Origin of the sequence: Phreatobacter sp., assembly GCF_022843985.1 — a bacterium.
Lineage (GTDB): Bacteria > Pseudomonadota > Alphaproteobacteria > Rhizobiales > Phreatobacteraceae > Phreatobacter.
In genome coordinates, this window is sequence record NZ_JALHMP010000008.1 from 1 (window position 1) to 14,884 (window position 14,884).

Annotated in this window: 16 protein-coding genes; 9 read left to right on the top strand and 7 right to left on the bottom strand. The window is 66.4% G+C overall.

The window, feature by feature from the left end:
* The 3 genes from Q0C57_RS07340 to Q0C57_RS07350 all read left to right on the top strand — a co-directional run.
* Window positions 1-446: TrbG/VirB9 family P-type conjugative transfer protein (locus Q0C57_RS07340; RefSeq protein ID WP_296574272.1), on the top strand; the 446-nt coding region annotated here is incomplete at its 5' end.
* Complete coding sequence (locus Q0C57_RS07345) at window positions 443-1,642, top strand: TrbI/VirB10 family protein (protein WP_296574275.1); 1,200 nt, start codon at window positions 443-445, stop codon at window positions 1,640-1,642. The genes Q0C57_RS07340 and Q0C57_RS07345, both read left to right, overlap by 4 nt.
* Window positions 1,642-1,896: a DUF2274 domain-containing protein gene (locus Q0C57_RS07350; RefSeq protein WP_011579845.1), complete on the top strand. Its 255-nt coding sequence runs from the start codon at window positions 1,642-1,644 to the stop codon at window positions 1,894-1,896. Before Q0C57_RS07345 ends, Q0C57_RS07350 begins: the two co-directional genes overlap by 1 nt.
* Here the strand turns inward: Q0C57_RS07350 and Q0C57_RS07355 are convergent.
* A complete protein-coding gene (locus Q0C57_RS07355) occupies window positions 1,814-2,782 on the bottom strand; it encodes a LysR family transcriptional regulator (RefSeq protein WP_296574283.1) in 969 nt (322 codons plus the stop codon). The two genes, Q0C57_RS07350 and Q0C57_RS07355, sit on opposite strands and share 83 nt — an antisense overlap.
* A gap of 442 nt (window positions 2,783-3,224) precedes the next feature.
* On the opposite strand from Q0C57_RS07355, the gene Q0C57_RS07360 reads away from it, so the two are divergent.
* Window positions 3,225-3,497 (top strand): AlpA family transcriptional regulator, encoded by a 273-nt coding sequence (locus tag Q0C57_RS07360; RefSeq protein WP_035599892.1) that lies wholly within the window; start codon window positions 3,225-3,227, stop codon window positions 3,495-3,497.
* Here Q0C57_RS07360 and Q0C57_RS07365 read toward each other — a convergent pair.
* The 4 genes from Q0C57_RS07365 to Q0C57_RS07380 all read right to left on the bottom strand — a co-directional run bounded on the left by Q0C57_RS07365 (window position 3,475) and on the right by Q0C57_RS07380 (window position 9,338).
* The gene (locus Q0C57_RS07365) at window positions 3,475-4,731 is read right to left on the bottom strand and encodes a site-specific integrase (RefSeq protein ID WP_035599894.1); all 1,257 of its coding nucleotides are present in this window, start codon (window positions 4,729-4,731) and stop codon (window positions 3,475-3,477) included. The two genes, Q0C57_RS07360 and Q0C57_RS07365, sit on opposite strands and share 23 nt — an antisense overlap.
* Window positions 4,732-5,026: 295 nt before the next feature.
* Window positions 5,027-6,580: a glutamine-hydrolyzing GMP synthase gene (guaA, locus tag Q0C57_RS07370; protein WP_296574295.1), complete on the bottom strand. Its 1,554-nt coding sequence runs from the start codon at window positions 6,578-6,580 to the stop codon at window positions 5,027-5,029.
* A 118-nt stretch (window positions 6,581-6,698) separates the two neighbouring features.
* Window positions 6,699-8,003, bottom strand: coding sequence for an RsmB/NOP family class I SAM-dependent RNA methyltransferase (locus Q0C57_RS07375; RefSeq protein ID WP_296574297.1), 1,305 nt, complete (start codon window positions 8,001-8,003; stop codon window positions 6,699-6,701).
* Between the two features lie 81 nt (window positions 8,004-8,084).
* On the bottom strand, window positions 8,085-9,338 hold the full coding sequence (locus Q0C57_RS07380) for a diguanylate cyclase (RefSeq protein WP_296574299.1): 1,254 nt from the start codon (window positions 9,336-9,338) through the stop codon (window positions 8,085-8,087).
* A 230-nt stretch (window positions 9,339-9,568) separates the two neighbouring features.
* Between Q0C57_RS07380 and Q0C57_RS07385 the strand changes: the two genes are divergently transcribed.
* Entirely contained in the window at window positions 9,569-9,916 is a 348-nt protein-coding gene (locus Q0C57_RS07385; RefSeq protein WP_296574301.1) for a sulfur globule protein precursor, read from the top strand.
* A gap of 64 nt (window positions 9,917-9,980) precedes the next feature.
* On the opposite strand, the gene Q0C57_RS07390 is transcribed toward Q0C57_RS07385, so the two are convergent.
* On the bottom strand, window positions 9,981-10,409 hold the full coding sequence (locus tag Q0C57_RS07390; protein ID WP_296574303.1) for an MAPEG family protein: 429 nt from the start codon (window positions 10,407-10,409) through the stop codon (window positions 9,981-9,983).
* 185 nt (window positions 10,410-10,594) lie between these two features.
* Between Q0C57_RS07390 and Q0C57_RS07395 the strand changes: the two genes are divergently transcribed.
* The gene (locus Q0C57_RS07395; protein WP_296574307.1) at window positions 10,595-11,023 is read left to right on the top strand and encodes a hypothetical protein; all 429 of its coding nucleotides are present in this window, start codon (window positions 10,595-10,597) and stop codon (window positions 11,021-11,023) included.
* Window positions 11,024-11,110: 87 nt separating this feature from the next.
* Here Q0C57_RS07395 and guaB read toward each other — a convergent pair whose 3' ends face one another.
* Window positions 11,111-12,604, bottom strand: a complete 1,494-nt coding sequence (gene guaB / locus Q0C57_RS07400) for an IMP dehydrogenase (RefSeq protein WP_296574310.1) — start codon at window positions 12,602-12,604, stop codon at window positions 11,111-11,113.
* Between the two features lie 308 nt (window positions 12,605-12,912).
* On the opposite strand from guaB, the gene Q0C57_RS07405 reads away from it, so the two are divergent.
* The 3 genes from Q0C57_RS07405 (at window position 12,913) to Q0C57_RS07415 (ending at window position 14,883) form a co-directional block, all read left to right on the top strand.
* On the top strand, window positions 12,913-13,377 hold the full coding sequence (locus tag Q0C57_RS07405; protein ID WP_296574315.1) for a hypothetical protein: 465 nt from the start codon (window positions 12,913-12,915) through the stop codon (window positions 13,375-13,377).
* Between the two features lie 63 nt (window positions 13,378-13,440).
* Window positions 13,441-14,598 (top strand): Mrp/NBP35 family ATP-binding protein, encoded by a 1,158-nt coding sequence (locus tag Q0C57_RS07410; RefSeq protein WP_296574661.1) that lies wholly within the window; start codon window positions 13,441-13,443, stop codon window positions 14,596-14,598.
* An 87-nt stretch (window positions 14,599-14,685) separates the two neighbouring features.
* Complete coding sequence (locus Q0C57_RS07415) at window positions 14,686-14,883, top strand: hypothetical protein (protein ID WP_296574318.1); 198 nt, start codon at window positions 14,686-14,688, stop codon at window positions 14,881-14,883.
* The last annotated feature ends 1 nt before the right edge of the window (window position 14,884 follow it).

A 14,884-nucleotide genomic window follows, 5' to 3' on the forward strand; every position in this document is an offset into this window, starting at 1 on the left:
ATCTGGTCATCACCACTGACCGTCGCATCTACATGATCGAGCTGCGCTCGGGCGAACGCCCCTATATGCCGGCCGTCGCCTGGGCCTATCCGCAGCCGCCCGCCTCGCAGAGACAGGCAGTACCCGCCACGCCAGTGATCCCGGCCGTTGCGGCACGGAACTATCGCTACGGCCTCACCGGCGACACGCCGCCGTGGCGGCCAATCTCGGTCTACGACGACGGGCGCCGCGTCTATGTCGAGTTCCCGCGCGGGATCGTTCAGGGCGAGATGCCCCCGCTCTTCGTCATCGGCGCAGATGGCGAACCGCAGATCGCCAACAGCCGGATCCACCAGAACATCCTGATCGTCGACCGCCTGTTCGGCGCCGCCGAGCTCCGTCTCGGCAGTGGCGAGCGCCAGCAGACGGTCCGGATCGTTCGCACCGATGGGAGGCCCGCGTCATGAGCGAGCGCGACACGCCCAACGAAGCCGACGCACCGCTGGTCGGCACACAGCCTGGCGACGCTGCTGCGCCAATGCGGCTGCGCGCCGAACCGCCCCGGGTCACCCGACTGTCGCGAAAGGTGCTGGGCGGTATCAGTCTCATCGCCGCCCTTGGGGTCGGTGGTGCGCTCATCTATGCGCTTCAGACGCGCAGTATCGGCCCTGGCAGTGAGGAGCTTTACTCGACGCAAAATCGGCGAACCGCGGACGGGCTCGCCGGCCTGCCACGCGACTACACCGGTCCGGTGCTTGGGCCTCCGCTGCCCGGGGATCTGGGGCGACCCATCCTCGATGCGCAGAATCGTGGCCAGCCCGTCACGCCGCCGATGGCAGCAGCGCCCACCGTCGATCCAGTCGAGCAACGCAGGCGCGCGGAAGAAGAAGCTGCCCGAACGAGCCGCGTCTTCTTCCAGACGGAGGCGCGCGTCGCAGCTCCGATTGCGACAGTTGGTGGACCAGGCAGTCCGAGCCTCTCTGGGCTAGGTCTTCCGGGCCAGCCAGGTGCAGCGACGGCGCAGGATCGCCAGCTCGCGTTCCTGAATGCGGGCGTGGACCGCCGCACGGTCTCGCCAGATCGCGTGATGGGTCCGGCATCGCCCTATGTGCTTCAGACCGGCGCCGTCATCGCCGCGGCGCTCATCACCGGCATCCGATCCGACCTGCCGGGCCAGATCACCGCGCAGGTCACGGAGCATGTCTACGACAGCCCGACCGGGCGCATCCTGCTCGTCCCCCAAGGCACGCGGCTGATCGGCGAGTACAGCAACGATGTCGGCTTCGGTCAGCGCCGGGTGCTGCTCGTCTGGAAGCGGCTCATCCTTCCGAATGGCCGTTCGATCGTCCTGGAACGTCAACCCGGAGCCGACGCGCAAGGCTATGCGGGTCTTCAGGATGGCGTCGACTATCACTGGTGGGATCTCGCCAAGGCTGCCGGCCTGTCGACACTGCTGTCGGTCGGCGCCGAACTCGCCGTTGACGATCAGGATCGGCTGCTCCGGGCGATCCGCAATGGCGGACAGGACACCATCAACGACGCAGGCCAGCAGATCATCCGTCGGCAACTCAATGTCGCGCCGACCCTCACGATCAGACCGGGGTTCCCTGTGCGCGTCATCGTCACCCGCGACCTCGTGCTCGAACCTTATGGAGGGTTGTGATGACCAAGCTGAAGCTCGGCCCGATCATCGACGACAAGCCGGTGAAGGTGACGATTGAACTCCCTGCGCCGCTGCATCGGGACCTCGTCGCCTACGCCGCAGCACTCGGCCGCGAACAAGGCCAGACCATCGGCGACCCGACCAAGCTGATTGTGCCCATGCTCGAGCGCTTCATTGCAACCGATCGGGGGTTCGCCCGCGCGCGCCGCGATGGCAGTCAACGTGCGGCACGCGCCGATGCTCAGGGCGCATGAGCCGTTGCCGGGCGAACCAAGCGTCATCTCGCTCCGAGAAAGACTTTGCCAGCGCCAGCAGGCGCTCGAGGTTCCGATGGAGCGCCCCTCGCGGGTGGACAGCACCATAGCGGAGAACAGCATCCTCGATCAGGCGAAAAGCAATGCCTGGCAGACCGTGACGGACATGCGCGCTGCCTGCGATGGTGACGCCGTCCCCATGCGCGACGATCTGCATCAGAGATTCCCGAGTGACGGACAATTGCTCGATCTGGAGGTCTCCGGGCGAAGTCTGGAGGTTTCGCATCAGGTAACCCTTCGCGAAATCGCCGGTCGGTAAATCAGTCACCACAAAGTGCCGATCACGCAGGTCATCCCACCGGAGCGCCTTCTGATCGGCGAGTGGGTCGCCGTCCGGCAATGCCGCGTACACGGGCTCGGCCCACAAATGCGTCACGTCAAAGCCCTTCCCGGGCGATGCTTCGGCGACGACACCGACATCAAGCTGCCCCCGCCGCACCGCCGCGATAAGTTCGGGACAGCTGCCCTCGCTGAAACGCAGCTTGACCCCCGGGCGATCACCCCGAAAGGCCCCGAAGAGCTCAGACAGAAAGCCCATGGTCAGAGGCCCGAACACGCCGATCCGAAGATGCCGTCCTCTGTTCGCCACCGTTCTTGCGCCGTCGAGCGCCGATCCGATCTGGCGAGCCCCAGGGGCGGCCTGATTCAGGAATTGTTTGCCGATGTCCGTCAGGTCGACGCCGGCAGGATGACGGCGGAACAGCTGTGCGCCGATCTCATCCTCGACATCCCGGATGCGGCGGCTGATCGCCGACTGCTCGACGCCGAGATCTTGCGCCGCGCGCCGGAAGCTGCCGCTTTCCGCAGCGGCGATGATGTAACGCACATGGCGTAGCTCGATCTTCGATCTCGGCACGATGGTTCCCCATGATGCAAAGGTCTTTGCAAACGTAGCCCCGTCAGCCCCCGAGAACTGTTCCGATCAGATTATGGTTCTTCTCCGTCTCCTCGCTACCGCCGCCCACGAAATCCTTAAGTGTCACACATTCGACTGTTGTTACGTCGCTAGCGGACTTCCGGATCGCATCTCGCCGGTGCAAGCAGTAAATGGTGCGTGATCTGAACAGCGCAATTATGGCGCGGAACGGGTGCGGCGAGTCGTGCAGATTCTGTGGGCTGACGGATGTCCGGCCGCGCTGTCAGGACTGAAAATGACCCGCCGATTTCTACGCCAGAGCCCGAAATTGCCGCACGCCACTCGGGAGGGACTTCCGGCATCGGCACCTATCGTTCTCAATCGCCAGCGACAGCCGCTAAGGAGATTGGGTATGGGTCAGAGCGAGCCTTTGGAGATCAGGAAGACCATCCGGCGGCACCAACTGCGCGAGATGGTGCCCCTGGCCGACAGCACAATCTACGAGATGGAGCAGCGCGGCGAATTCCCACGCCGCTTCGCGCTGTCGCCGCGCTGCATCGTCTGGGACCTCGCCGAGGTCCACGCCTGGTTGCTGGCGCGGCGCGCGAAGCCAATCCCTCGCGCACAGCATCCCGACGTCACCAAGCGCAAGTCCCGCCCAGTCAAAGGGCAGGATCGAGCGTGATAGACGGCATGACTGTCGGCAGCAGCGTCGGAACATACTTCCGCCCCTCGACCCAGGCATCGACAGTGTCGGCCCATTCCTGCATCATGTGGCGACGCTGAACCTCGTATTCGGCCTTGTTGTAGACGCCGCGTGATGAACGCCCGTCCTCGTGCGCCAGGCACTTTTCGATCCAGTCGCGGTTGAAGCCCAGCTCATTGAGCAGCGTCGAGCCCGTGCGGCGCAGGTCATGCACGGTGAACGGCTCCAGCGGCAGCCCCTCCTTCTTGGCCTGTTCGACGACAGCGTAAGTGACCCGGTTGAAGGTCGCCCGCGACATCGGCGCATCCGCATCGTAGCGGGAAGGCAGCAGATACCGGGAATTACCGGCGCAGGTCTTGAGCGCGATCATGATGTCGAGGGTCTGCCGGCACAGGTAGACATTGTGCGGCTTCGATCGCTTCATGCGCTCCTTCGGGATCGTCCAGACGGCGTTTTCGAAATCGACTTCATCCCAGACCGCGTCCTGTAGTTCGCTCTTCCGGACCATGGTGAGGAGGTAGAGCTTCATGCCGAGCCGGATCGTCGGCAGCGTCGCGACATGCTCCAGTTGCTTGAGCATGATGCGGATCTCGGTCGGCGAAAGCGCCCGGTCCTTGGGCGTGAACGTGGCAATCGAAGCCGGACCAACGTCATCGGCCGGGTTCGCGACCTTCTCGCCGTGGAGGATGGCGAAGGCGTAGATCTGCTTCAGGATATCCCGCACATGGATGGCCGTCGCGGGCGCGCCCCGTTCCACGATCTTGGCGCAGTGGGCGCGCAGGTCATCAGGCGTGATTTCGGTCAGCAAACGGTTCTGCCAGACCGGCTTGAGTTCACGCTCGAATATGGCGCGGCGCATGGCGCGCGTGCTGTCCGCCATGGGCGCGCCCGTCAGCCACTTCTCGCCGAACTCGCCGAAGCTCTTGGCCTCCTTGATCCGGCGCTTCTCCCGCTGCTTCTCGATGGCGGGGGACCGCCCCTCGGCGATCATGCGTTTCGCGTCCAGGCACAATTCCCGCGCCCGGGCGAGCGAGATCCCATCTCGGGCGTACTTGCCGAGATGGACGGTCTCCCGCCTGCCGTTCAGCCGATAGTCGAGCCTGAACGAGATGCCGCCTGTCGGCGCGACACGCACATACATGCCGTCACGATCGGTCACCTTGTACATTTTGGCTTTTGGTTTCAGGCACTTGAGTGCCGCATCCGTCAACATTCTGGGCCTCCTCGCGGAAAAGTACCGTCACGCGGTTTTTTGGAGGCTTTTCACGGTAATATCTGTTTATTTTCAGCGTGTTAGCCTGAAAAAAGTACCGTCATTAGCCTCGGTCGCTATGACGGTACTTTCGATTTTCCGGATGATCAACGGGGGCAGGGTCCGTCAGCGGGCACGACAGACGCGTTTGATGCCCACCGATAGCTCTCGATAGGTCTCGGCTGGAATATTTTTGTTTTTCAGGTGGTTACGTCGTATTCTGGCGTAGTTTCGGATACCCTCGGATGGGCAAAAATTATTCCCACTCGATGGTCCCCGGCGGCTTCGAGGTGACGTCATAAACGACCCGGTTAATGCCGCGCACCTCGTTGATGATGCGGGTGGCAGTGCGGCCGAGGACATTCATGTCGAAGGGGTAGAAGTCGGCGGTCATGCCGTCGACCGAGGTGACGGCGCGCAGCGCGCAGACATGATCATAGGTGCGCCCGTCGCCCATGACGCCGACAGTGCGCACGGGCAACAGCACCGCGAAGGCCTGCCAGATGATGTCGTAGAGACCGGCCTTCCTGATCTCGTCGAGATAGATGGCATCGGCCTGCCGCAGAATGTCGAGCTTCTCGCGGGTGATCGCGCCGGGAATGCGGATGGCGAGGCCCGGTCCCGGGAAGGGATGGCGGCCGACGAAACTGTCGGGCAGACCGAGTTCGCGGCCCAGCGCCCGCACCTCGTCCTTGAACAGTTCGCGCAACGGCTCGACGAGCTTCATGTTCATGCGCTCGGGCAGGCCGCCGACATTGTGGTGGCTCTTGATCGTGACCGAGGGGCCGCCGGAAAAGGAAATGCTCTCGATCACATCGGGATAGAGCGTGCCCTGGGCAAGGAATTCCGCGCCGCCGACCGCCTTGGCCTCCTTCTCGAAGACCTCGATGAAGAGCCGGCCGATGGTCTTGCGCTTGGTTTCCGGGTCGATGACGCCGGCGAGTTCGCCGAGGAAGAGGTCGGCGGCATCCACATGGACCAGCGGGATGTTGTAATGGCCGCGGAAGAGGTCGACGACCTCCTTGGCCTCGTTCTGCCGCATGAGGCCATGGTCGACGAAGACGCAGGTGAGCTGCGACCCGATGGCCTCGTGGATCAGCACCGCGGCGACGGAGGAATCGACACCGCCGGACAGGCCGCAGATGACGCGGCCCTTGCCGACCTGGGCTCGGATCTTGGCGATCATCTCCTGGCGATAGGCGGACATCGACCAGTCGGCCTTGGCACCGGCGATCCTGTGGACGAAGTTCTGGATCAGCTTGGCGCCATCCGGCGTATGGACCACCTCGGGGTGGAACTGCACGGCGTAATAGTTGCGCGCCTCGTCGGCGATGGCGGCATAGGGCGCGTTGTCGGAGGTGGCGACGACCTCGAAACCCTCGGGCAGACGGGTGACGCGGTCGCCGTGGCTCATCCAGACCTGGTGGCGGGAGCCGGGCTCCCAGACTCCCTCGAACAGCTTCGAGGATTTCTTCACGTCAAGGAAGGCACGGCCGAACTCGCGGTGATGGCCGGCCTCGACCTTGCCGCCGAGCTGCTCGGCCATGGTCTGCTCGCCATAACAGATGCCGAAGACGGGAAGCTTCTCGTCGAAGATCAGCTGCGGGGCACGCGGCGAGAAGTCCTCGGTCACCGAGGCCGGCCCGCCCGACAGGATGACCCCTTTCGGCCTCAGCTTGCGATAGGCCGCTTCCGCCGACTGGAAGGGATGGATCTCGCAATAGACCCCCGCCTCGCGCACGCGGCGCGCGATCAGCTGGGTCACCTGCGAGCCGAAATCGATGATGAGGATGGTGTCGTGCTGGTTCATTTTTCTGCGTTACGACCATGCCGGGCACGGCGCAAGCCCAAGCACCGCGCCATCAACACAGAGATGGCAGCAGGGCGTCAGCGGGCGGGCGGGAAACCCGCCGCGGCGCGGCCCCAGGTCACCGGCGCCGCCGCATGACGGCGAGGTAGAACCCGTCCGTCCCCGTCCTGAGCGGCGAGAGCTGCAGCCCGAGGCCGGCCGGCGAGACGAGGTCGTCGCGCTCGGACAGGGTGTCGGGGGCGAGCGCCAGAACCTCGCGCGGGTCGACGGCGGTAAAATCCCGGTGTGCCTTCAGGAAGGCGGCGACCCGCGCATCGTTCTCGCGTGGGATGACCGAGCAGGTGATGTAGGCGATGCGTCCGCCCGGCTTCACCAGCCGCTCGGCACGGGCGAGGACGAGGTCCTGGTCCTTCATGCGCTCGTCGAGGGCGCCGGGGCGCACGCGCCACTTGGTGTCGGGATTGCGCCGCCAGGTGCCGATGCCGGTGCAGGGCGCATCGACGACGACGAGGTCGATCCTGCCGGCGAGATCGGCCAGTGGCTCGTCGCCCCTGCCCTTCGGCGTGCGGACCTGGACGTTGCGGACGCCGGCCCGCGCCAGCCGGTCGTGGATGGGCGCCAGACGCCGGGCATCCGAATCCGTGGCGTAGATCTGGCCGGAATTGTCCATCAACGCCGCGAGTTCGAGCGTCTTCCCACCACCACCGGCGCAGAGATCGACCACCTGCATGTCGGGGCCAGCGCCGGTCATGGCGGCGACGAGTTGCGAGCCCTCGTCCTGGATCTCGAACAGGCCCCTGAGGAATTCCGGCGTCACCTGCAGCGTCGGACCGCGGCCATCCTCGCCATGGCCGAAACGCAGCCCGGTCGGCGCATGGGGCGTGAGTTGGGGGCCGAGATGGGCCAGATCAGGTATCAGCCGCATGCGCTCGGTCTTCAGCGTGTTGACGCGGATGTCGATAGGGGCGCGGTCGGCAAGGGCCGCCATTTCTCTGACGACCGCATCGCCGAAGGCAGCGGACAGGTCCTCGGCCAGCCAGTCGGGGAAGTCGCCGGCGACGGCCGGCGGGGCGTCGGAGAGATCGAGCCGGTCAAGGGCCGCGGCTTCGGCCGGCATCAACGGTGCGGGAGCGAAGCGCTCGCCGCTGCACTGGGCGACGATCTCGGCCCGCGACAGGCCGCGCGCCAGGGCCAGCGCCCCGAGCAGGATGGCGCGCGGCGAGGCCTCCCCCATCACATGGGCGCTGGAGGCGCGGCGGCGCAGCGCGTCATAGACGAGGCTGGCAATCGCGGCTCGGTCCTTCGACCCGGCGAAGCGGTGCGCGAGGCCCCAATCCTTCAAGGCATCGGGCGCCGGACGCCGGCGCGCCTCGATATCGGCGAGAACCTCGATGGCGGCGGACAGGCGGGCTGAAGGGGTCACGGCGGCTCCGGGGCGGGTCTTCGCCCGCCAGAGCCCGTGGTGTTAGCCGCTGACGGGCCTCCGCCGCAAGGACAACGGCGTTCAGGCGGCGTCCGGCACGCCCTTGGCCGCTGCCGGCTGACGCCGGGTGTGCAGGCCGGGAAGGGCAGCGCGGACGCGGTTGCGACCGGCCTGCTTGGCCACGTAGAGCGCGGCATCCGCGTCGGCGATCGTACGGTTGAGGCCGTCGACCTGCGCCGGCTCCGCGATCGCCACGCCGATGCTGACGGTGACGATTCCGGCTTCTGAAGCGGCATGCGGGAGGGCGAGCGATTCCACGCTGGCGCGGATGCGCTCCGCGGCCCGCAGGGCTTCCTCGGGTTCCGTGCCCGGCAGAAGGACGAGGAATTCCTCGCCACCGTAGCGACCGGCAAGGTCCACGCCGTCGCGCACCGATCCGCGGATGCCGCGCGCCACCTCGACAAGGCACTGGTCTCCCGCCGGATGTCCGTAGCAGTCGTTGAAGGGCTTGAACCGATCCACGTCGATCATCAGAACGGCGACGCTGGCTTTGGGACCTGCCGCAGCCGCCGCAATGCCTTCGGCGCGGGCATCGATGCCGCGGCGGTTGGCGAGGCCAGTCAGCGGATCAACCAAAGACATGCGATGGAGGTCGGCGGCAGCGCGCTGGAGATCGCTGGCGGCAAGGCTTTCGGACAGCCGCAGCAGGAAGATGCGGCGCAGGTCCCGCTCGATCGACGCGTTGTTGAGGAGCGAGACATAGGTGGCAACGACCAGGCAGCTCGCGGCTGCGATCGCGATAATGGGATCGATGCCGGGATGCAGGGCCAGGGCGACTGTATGTGCGGCAAGGGCGAGGGTTGAGCACAGCACCACATGCCGGAAGCTCGGCCTCAGCGTGGCGTTCGCATAGATCAGCGCCATGATGACGAAGTACTGGTAATGCTCCGCATAGGGCGCACGAGAAGCCGAGAAGACGACAATGATCCCCGCGACCATCGAGATGGGAATACTGGCGACCAGGTAGTGCCGCAAGGCCGCCACCTCGGTGCGTCCGATGAGGACCGTCGCGGCGATCATCCAAGGCGTGACGATCGTCAGATGGACGATCACCGCCAGGCCGAAAACGTCCGGGACGAGAAAATAGTCACCCACCAGGAACAGATTGTAGATGACGATCGTCCGCGGCATGACCTTCCGCATGATCCGCGCGCGCCGCGACTCGATCTCGTGCTCGAAAAGGGCCTCGATCGGCTCCGGAAAGGTCAGGTCCCAGCGACGGGCTTGCCTCGCCCTCGCAATGTCCTGCTCCGTGATCGCGGTTTCATGAGCCATGTCTTGCCAAGGTTGGGCATTCAGAGTGCGGGAAGGATGCGCGCTGGCGCTGAACAGGCCCTTAACCTGGCGTAGATATTTCGCGCAAAGGTAGCAATGGCCGCACTGCAGATGGCCGGGGGCCGCGCAGGCCCCGCCGAGATTTTTCCATGAACCTTTCAGGGCGCCGGGGACACCCATGGTGGAAGGGCGGCTTCCTCCCTCGAACCCCAGCTCAAGGATCGACGATCATGTTCTCTCTCAAGACGATGGCGCTCGCGGGCGCAGCCGTTGCCGGCCTCAGCTTCTACGCCACGGCCGAAGCCGAAGCCCGTGGCCATCGCGGCGGCGGTGGCGGTGGCGGCTTCCATCGCGGCGGCGGTGGCGGCATGCATTTCGGCGGCGGTCGTCACTTCGGCGGCCGTCATCTCGGCTTCCATCGGCATCACGGCCATCGTGGCCGGCACGGTGCCTGGCGCCACGGCGTATGGGTCGGCGGGCTCGGCATCGCGACGGTCGGGGCGAGTTGCTACCGCTACCGCCTGGTCGATACGCCCTATGGCCTGCAGCGCCGCATGATCAACGTCTGCGGCTGGTGAGCCGCAGCCGATTCCTCTCCCGTTCCTGACCTCGGCCCCGGTCGCGAGACCGGGGTCCCTTTCGTCAGAGGGCTGCGATCAAGACACCGATCAGCATCGCGATGAGGGCGATGCAGCCGACGAGAAAGACAAGCGGCCTGATGCGGAGATCGTTCGACCCGATATGGACATAGGCGTGGACGATCCGCGTGGCGACGAAGAGCCAGGCGAATGCGGTCATCAGCCAGCCCGTCGCGCCGACATGGATCGCCATGATCGCCAGCACGTAGAACAGGATCGGCGTCTCGAACTGGTTGGTGAAATTGTTGGCGGCCTGCTTGGCCCTGGTCGGCCAGGTGTCACCCGACAAGGCAATATCCTTCAGCCGCACCTCGCGTGAACTGAGAGCCTGGCGGCGAAAATAGCCGAGGACAAAGAGAACGACGATGGTCAGCGCGACCTGTGCAAGAACGGGCCAGACCAGTGAGAGGCTACCGGCATTCATCGAACCCATCAAAAACCTTCCATCCGCCACTGCGATGCGGTGCGCAGGCTTGCCAGCGACGTGGAACCGAGCATGCTGTGTCGAGTTCGGTCAAGAGACAATCGGCTTTGACCGATCAGATGGGTGGAGGTGCGACCCATCGCTTCAGCACCGGCGGGGGGGGCAGCCCGCCGCGCATTCGGGGAGACGTCATCATGCGTCAGATTTCCTTCAGGAGCCTTGCGCTCTCGGCTGCCATCGGCGCGATCGCGCTCGGCGGCGCAGTCCTCAGCCCCTCTACGGCATCGGCAGCGCCGCCCGCCGAGCGGTCGGCCATCGGCGCCACGCTCGGTCATGGCCAGCCGATCGAGATGCAGCGCCGCGGCGGTGGCTTTCGTGGCGGCGGATTCCGCGGCGGTCCGCGTTCCGCCGGACGGCCGGGCTTCCGTCCCGGCCACGGTCCCTATCGCGGCCGTGGCTGGCGCGGTCCGGGTCCCTGGGTCGGAGCCGGCGCTGCGGCACTCATCATCGGCGGCGCCGCGGCGGCAGCGGCGTCCCAGCCCTACCGCGAATGCTGGTCCGAGCGCCGCTGGGTCGACACGCCCTGGGGCCCGGAGGTCCGGCGCGTGCGCGTCTGCGACTGATCGGGCGCCATGCAAGACACAAAAGGCGGCCACGAGGCCGCCTTTTTCGATTCCGGCCGCTTGCAATGGGCGGCCGTGCGACACGGCTCAGACGCGGCCGCCATTGGGGTAGTTCGGGCTCTCGCGGGTGATGGTCACGTCATGGACGTGGCTTTCGCGCAGGCCCGCTCCGGAAATCCTGACGAACTCCGTCTTGGCACGGAAATCGGCGAGATCACGCGCCCCGGTATAGCCCATGGCCGCGCGCAGGCCGCCGACAAGCTGGTGAACGACGGTGGAGACCGGCCCCTTATAGGCGACCTGACCCTCGATGCCCTCGGGCACGAGCTTCAGCGCATCCTTGACCTCGGCCTGGAAGTAGCGGTCGGCAGAGCCGCGGGCCATCGCCCCCACGGACCCCATCCCGCGATAGCTCTTGTAGGAGCGCCCCTGCCACAGATAGACCTCCCCGGGAGCCTCGTCGGTGCCGGCCAGCAGGCCGCCGATCATCGCGACTTCGGCACCGGCCGCCAGGGCCTTGGCCAGATCGCCGGAGAACTTGATGCCCCCGTCGGCGATGACGGGCGTGCCGCTCGCCTGCGCCGCTTCGACGCTCTCCATGATGGCCGTGAGCTGGGGGACGCCGACTCCGGCGACGATGCGGGTGGTGCAGATCGAGCCCGGCCCGATGCCGACCTTGATCGCATCGGCACCGGCATCGATCAGCGCCCGCGTGCCGGCCCCGGTCGCGACATTGCCGGCGACGACCTGGACCTTGTTGGACAGACGCTTGATGCGCGTCACCTGGTCCAGGACCTTCTGCGAATGGCCGTGGGCGGTATCGACCACCACGAGATCGACTCCGGCGTCGATCAGCATTTCGGTACGCTCGTAGCCCTGTTCGCCGACGGTGGTTGCAGCGGCCACCCGCAGGCGTCCCTGCTCATCCTTGCAGGCATTGGGATTGGCGACCTGCTTCTCGATGTCCTTGACGGTGATCAGGCCGGTGCAGCGGTAGTGCTCGTCCACCACGAGAAGCTTCTCGATGCGGAACTGGTGCAGAAGGCGCTTGGCCTCGTCCTGGGTCACGCCTTCGCCCACGGTGATGAGCCTGTCGCGCGTCATGAGCTCCGAGACCGGCTGGTCCGGCCGCGAGGCGAAGCGCACATCGCGGTTGGTCAGGATGCCCACCAGCTTGCCCGCCTTGCCGTTGGGGCCGCGCTCAACGACCGGGAAGCCGGAGAAATTGTGCTTGCGCATCAGCGCCTGGGCATCGGCCAGCGTCTCGTCGGGGTGGATGGTGATGGGGTTGAGCACCATGCCGCTCTCGAAACGCTTCACCTGCCGCACGTGATCGGCCTGGATCTCGGGATCGAGGTTGCGGTGGATGACGCCGATGCCGCCGGCCTGCGCCATGGCGATGGCCATGCGGTACTCGGTGACGGTGTCCATCGCCGAGGAGATGAGCGGGATATTGAGGGCGATGGTGCGGGTGATGCGCGTCTTGACGTCGACATCGCCTGGCATGACGTCGGAGAGGCCCGGCCGCAGCAGGACGTCGTCGAAGGTGAGGGCTTCCTCGATGGACTTGATGACGGCCATGGCCAACTCCGCTGCAGGTAAAGCCTTGTCCGCCTCTCGACTCGGCGGGAGGATGGGTGTCGGCTCGCTTCTGGGTTGGCGATGCCTGCTACCACGACTCGGTGACAGGTCCAACATGGAATTGCGACAAACCCGCCGAATCGGACGGACCTGCCATGCGCGGCCGTCGACGCCCACCGGCGCCGCCCCCTGGCTCGCGCATTCGTGAGCGCCGCACCCCCGGCGCGGTGGCATCGGTGAGCCCATATCGGCGGTTGAACCATTCGCGCAGTCATGGCGACACACGGGAGCAACACCCGGAGCCGCATATGCCTGCGACCAGTCCAACGATCGCGAACCTCACCATGATCGCCGCCCCCACCCTCATGTTCCTCGCCGCGAGCACGGTGCTCCTCCTGGTGACGGGACCGTCCAAGGCCCAGGCACCACAGCCGCAGCAGGTCGAGATCCGCGGCGGTGAGACCGTCGAGGTTCCCGGTGCAGGTGGCCGCGTCATCAAGCTGCGGTTCAGCCGGGTCGTTGCCGACGGCGTCTGCCTTTCGCCGCGCGGCTGCGCCCGCACCGGCGCGCCGGTCGTCGAGATCGAGGCTGTCGGGGCCGCGGCACCCACCTACCGGCTTTCGCCGGCCGCCCATCTCGGCGCCCCCTTCGTTCCGGTCCAGGGCCGCTTCGTCGCCTTCGGGGAACTGGTCTCGCCGCCGCGGGAATTGTCGACGGTCAACCGGGCCATGCCGCTCGATACCTATGTGCTGCGCCTGACCGTGACGCCTTGACGCCACGGCCACCCTTCCGGAACCCGGCGGGATGCCCTATGTGACCGCGTGTCGGATGGGGGCATCATGGTCACACGCGAAGAAATTGCGCGGGCACTCGAACAGGTGAAGCTCCCTGCGAGCGGCCAGTCGCTGACCGCCTCGGGTCGCCTTTCGGACATTCTCGTGAACGGCGACAAGGTGATGGTGACCATCGCCATTGACGCCACCGAAGCGGCTGCCATGGAGCCGGTCCGCGCCGCGGCACAGTCGGCGATCGGCGGCGTGCCAGGCGTCGGCCAGGCCCTGGTCTCTCTGACCGCCGACCGTCCAAGCGCCCCGGGCCCCGGCGCGGGCGGGATGCGGCCGCCGCCGTCCACCCAGCCCCATGTCGCTGCCGGCCGTCCCTCGCAGGCGCCCTCCCCGAAGGTCGCGACGATCCCCGGCGTCAGGCACGTCATCGCGGTCGCTTCCGGCAAGGGCGGCGTCGGCAAGTCCACCACCGCCTGCAACCTTGCCCTGGCGCTCGCGGCCAACGGCCTGCGGGTCGGCATCCTCGATGCGGACATCTATGGTCCGTCGCTGCCCAAGCTGTTCGGCCTGCACGGCAAGCCGCGGGTGGTGAGCGGCCGAACCCTCGCGCCGCTGGAGGGCTATGGCGTCAAGGTCATGTCCATCGGCTTCATGGTCGAGGAAGAGACGCCGATGATCTGGCGCGGGCCGATGGTCATGAGCGCCATCACCCAGATGCTGCGGGAAGTCGCCTGGGGCGAACTCGACGTGCTCGTGGTCGACATGCCCCCCGGGACGGGCGACGCCCAGCTCACCATGGCGCAGGCGACGCCGCTGGCCGGCGCGGTCATCGTGTCGACACCGCAGGATCTCGCCCTGATCGATGCCCGGCGTGGGGTCGCCATGTTCCGCAAGACCGAGGTGCCGATTCTCGGCATCGTCGAGAACATGAGCTATTTCATCGCGCCCGACACCGGCAACCGCTACGACATCTTCGGCCATGGCGGTGCGCGCAAGGAAGCGGCGCGTCTCGGCGTCCCGTTCCTCGGCGAGGTGCCGCTGGACATGGCCCTGCGCGAAAGGTCCGATTCGGGTCGGCCGATCGTCGCCACTGATCCGTCCAGCCCGCATTCTCTGGTGTATCGCGATATCGCGAGGCAGGTCTGGGCAAGCCTGTCCGGCACCGGCGACGTCACCATCAAGCCGCCACCGGCCATCGTGATCGAATAGCGCGGGCCGCGACGCCACGACGCTTGAACGGTTCCAGACGCATGATAAAATGCGCGACGAAACAAGAGCTTCCTAGAGGGGAACGTCATGAAAGCCATCATGCTCGCATTCGCTGTCGCCATCGTCATGGCGGTCGGAGCCGGCTACCTTCTCAACACGACCTACCAGCAGACGGCCGATGCGCGCTTCGTCGGCTCGGGCGCGCAGCTGCGCGGCACCGAGGCCGGTTACAATCTCGTCGGCAAGTCCTGGGACGGCATGGGCGCGCCCTCCGCGACGCGCTGAC

Coding starts and splice junctions, on each gene's coding strand:
- Q0C57_RS07345 (WP_296574275.1), top strand. CDS start 443: ATGAGCGAGCGCGACACGCCCAACGAAGCCGACGCACCGCTGGTCGGC.
- Q0C57_RS07350 (WP_011579845.1), top strand. CDS start 1,642: ATGACCAAGCTGAAGCTCGGCCCGATCATCGACGACAAGCCGGTGAAG.
- Q0C57_RS07360 (WP_035599892.1), top strand. CDS start 3,225: ATGGGTCAGAGCGAGCCTTTGGAGATCAGGAAGACCATCCGGCGGCAC.
- Q0C57_RS07365 (WP_035599894.1), bottom strand. CDS start 4,731: ATGTTGACGGATGCGGCACTCAAGTGCCTGAAACCAAAAGCCAAAATG.
- guaA (WP_296574295.1), bottom strand. CDS start 6,580: ATGAACCAGCACGACACCATCCTCATCATCGATTTCGGCTCGCAGGTG.
- Q0C57_RS07380 (WP_296574299.1), bottom strand. CDS start 9,338: ATGGCTCATGAAACCGCGATCACGGAGCAGGACATTGCGAGGGCGAGG.
- Q0C57_RS07385 (WP_296574301.1), top strand. CDS start 9,569: ATGTTCTCTCTCAAGACGATGGCGCTCGCGGGCGCAGCCGTTGCCGGC.
- Q0C57_RS07390 (WP_296574303.1), bottom strand. CDS start 10,409: ATGGGTTCGATGAATGCCGGTAGCCTCTCACTGGTCTGGCCCGTTCTT.
- Q0C57_RS07395 (WP_296574307.1), top strand. CDS start 10,595: ATGCGTCAGATTTCCTTCAGGAGCCTTGCGCTCTCGGCTGCCATCGGC.
- guaB (WP_296574310.1), bottom strand. CDS start 12,604: ATGGCCGTCATCAAGTCCATCGAGGAAGCCCTCACCTTCGACGACGTC.
- Q0C57_RS07405 (WP_296574315.1), top strand. CDS start 12,913: ATGCCTGCGACCAGTCCAACGATCGCGAACCTCACCATGATCGCCGCC.
- Q0C57_RS07415 (WP_296574318.1), top strand. CDS start 14,686: ATGAAAGCCATCATGCTCGCATTCGCTGTCGCCATCGTCATGGCGGTC.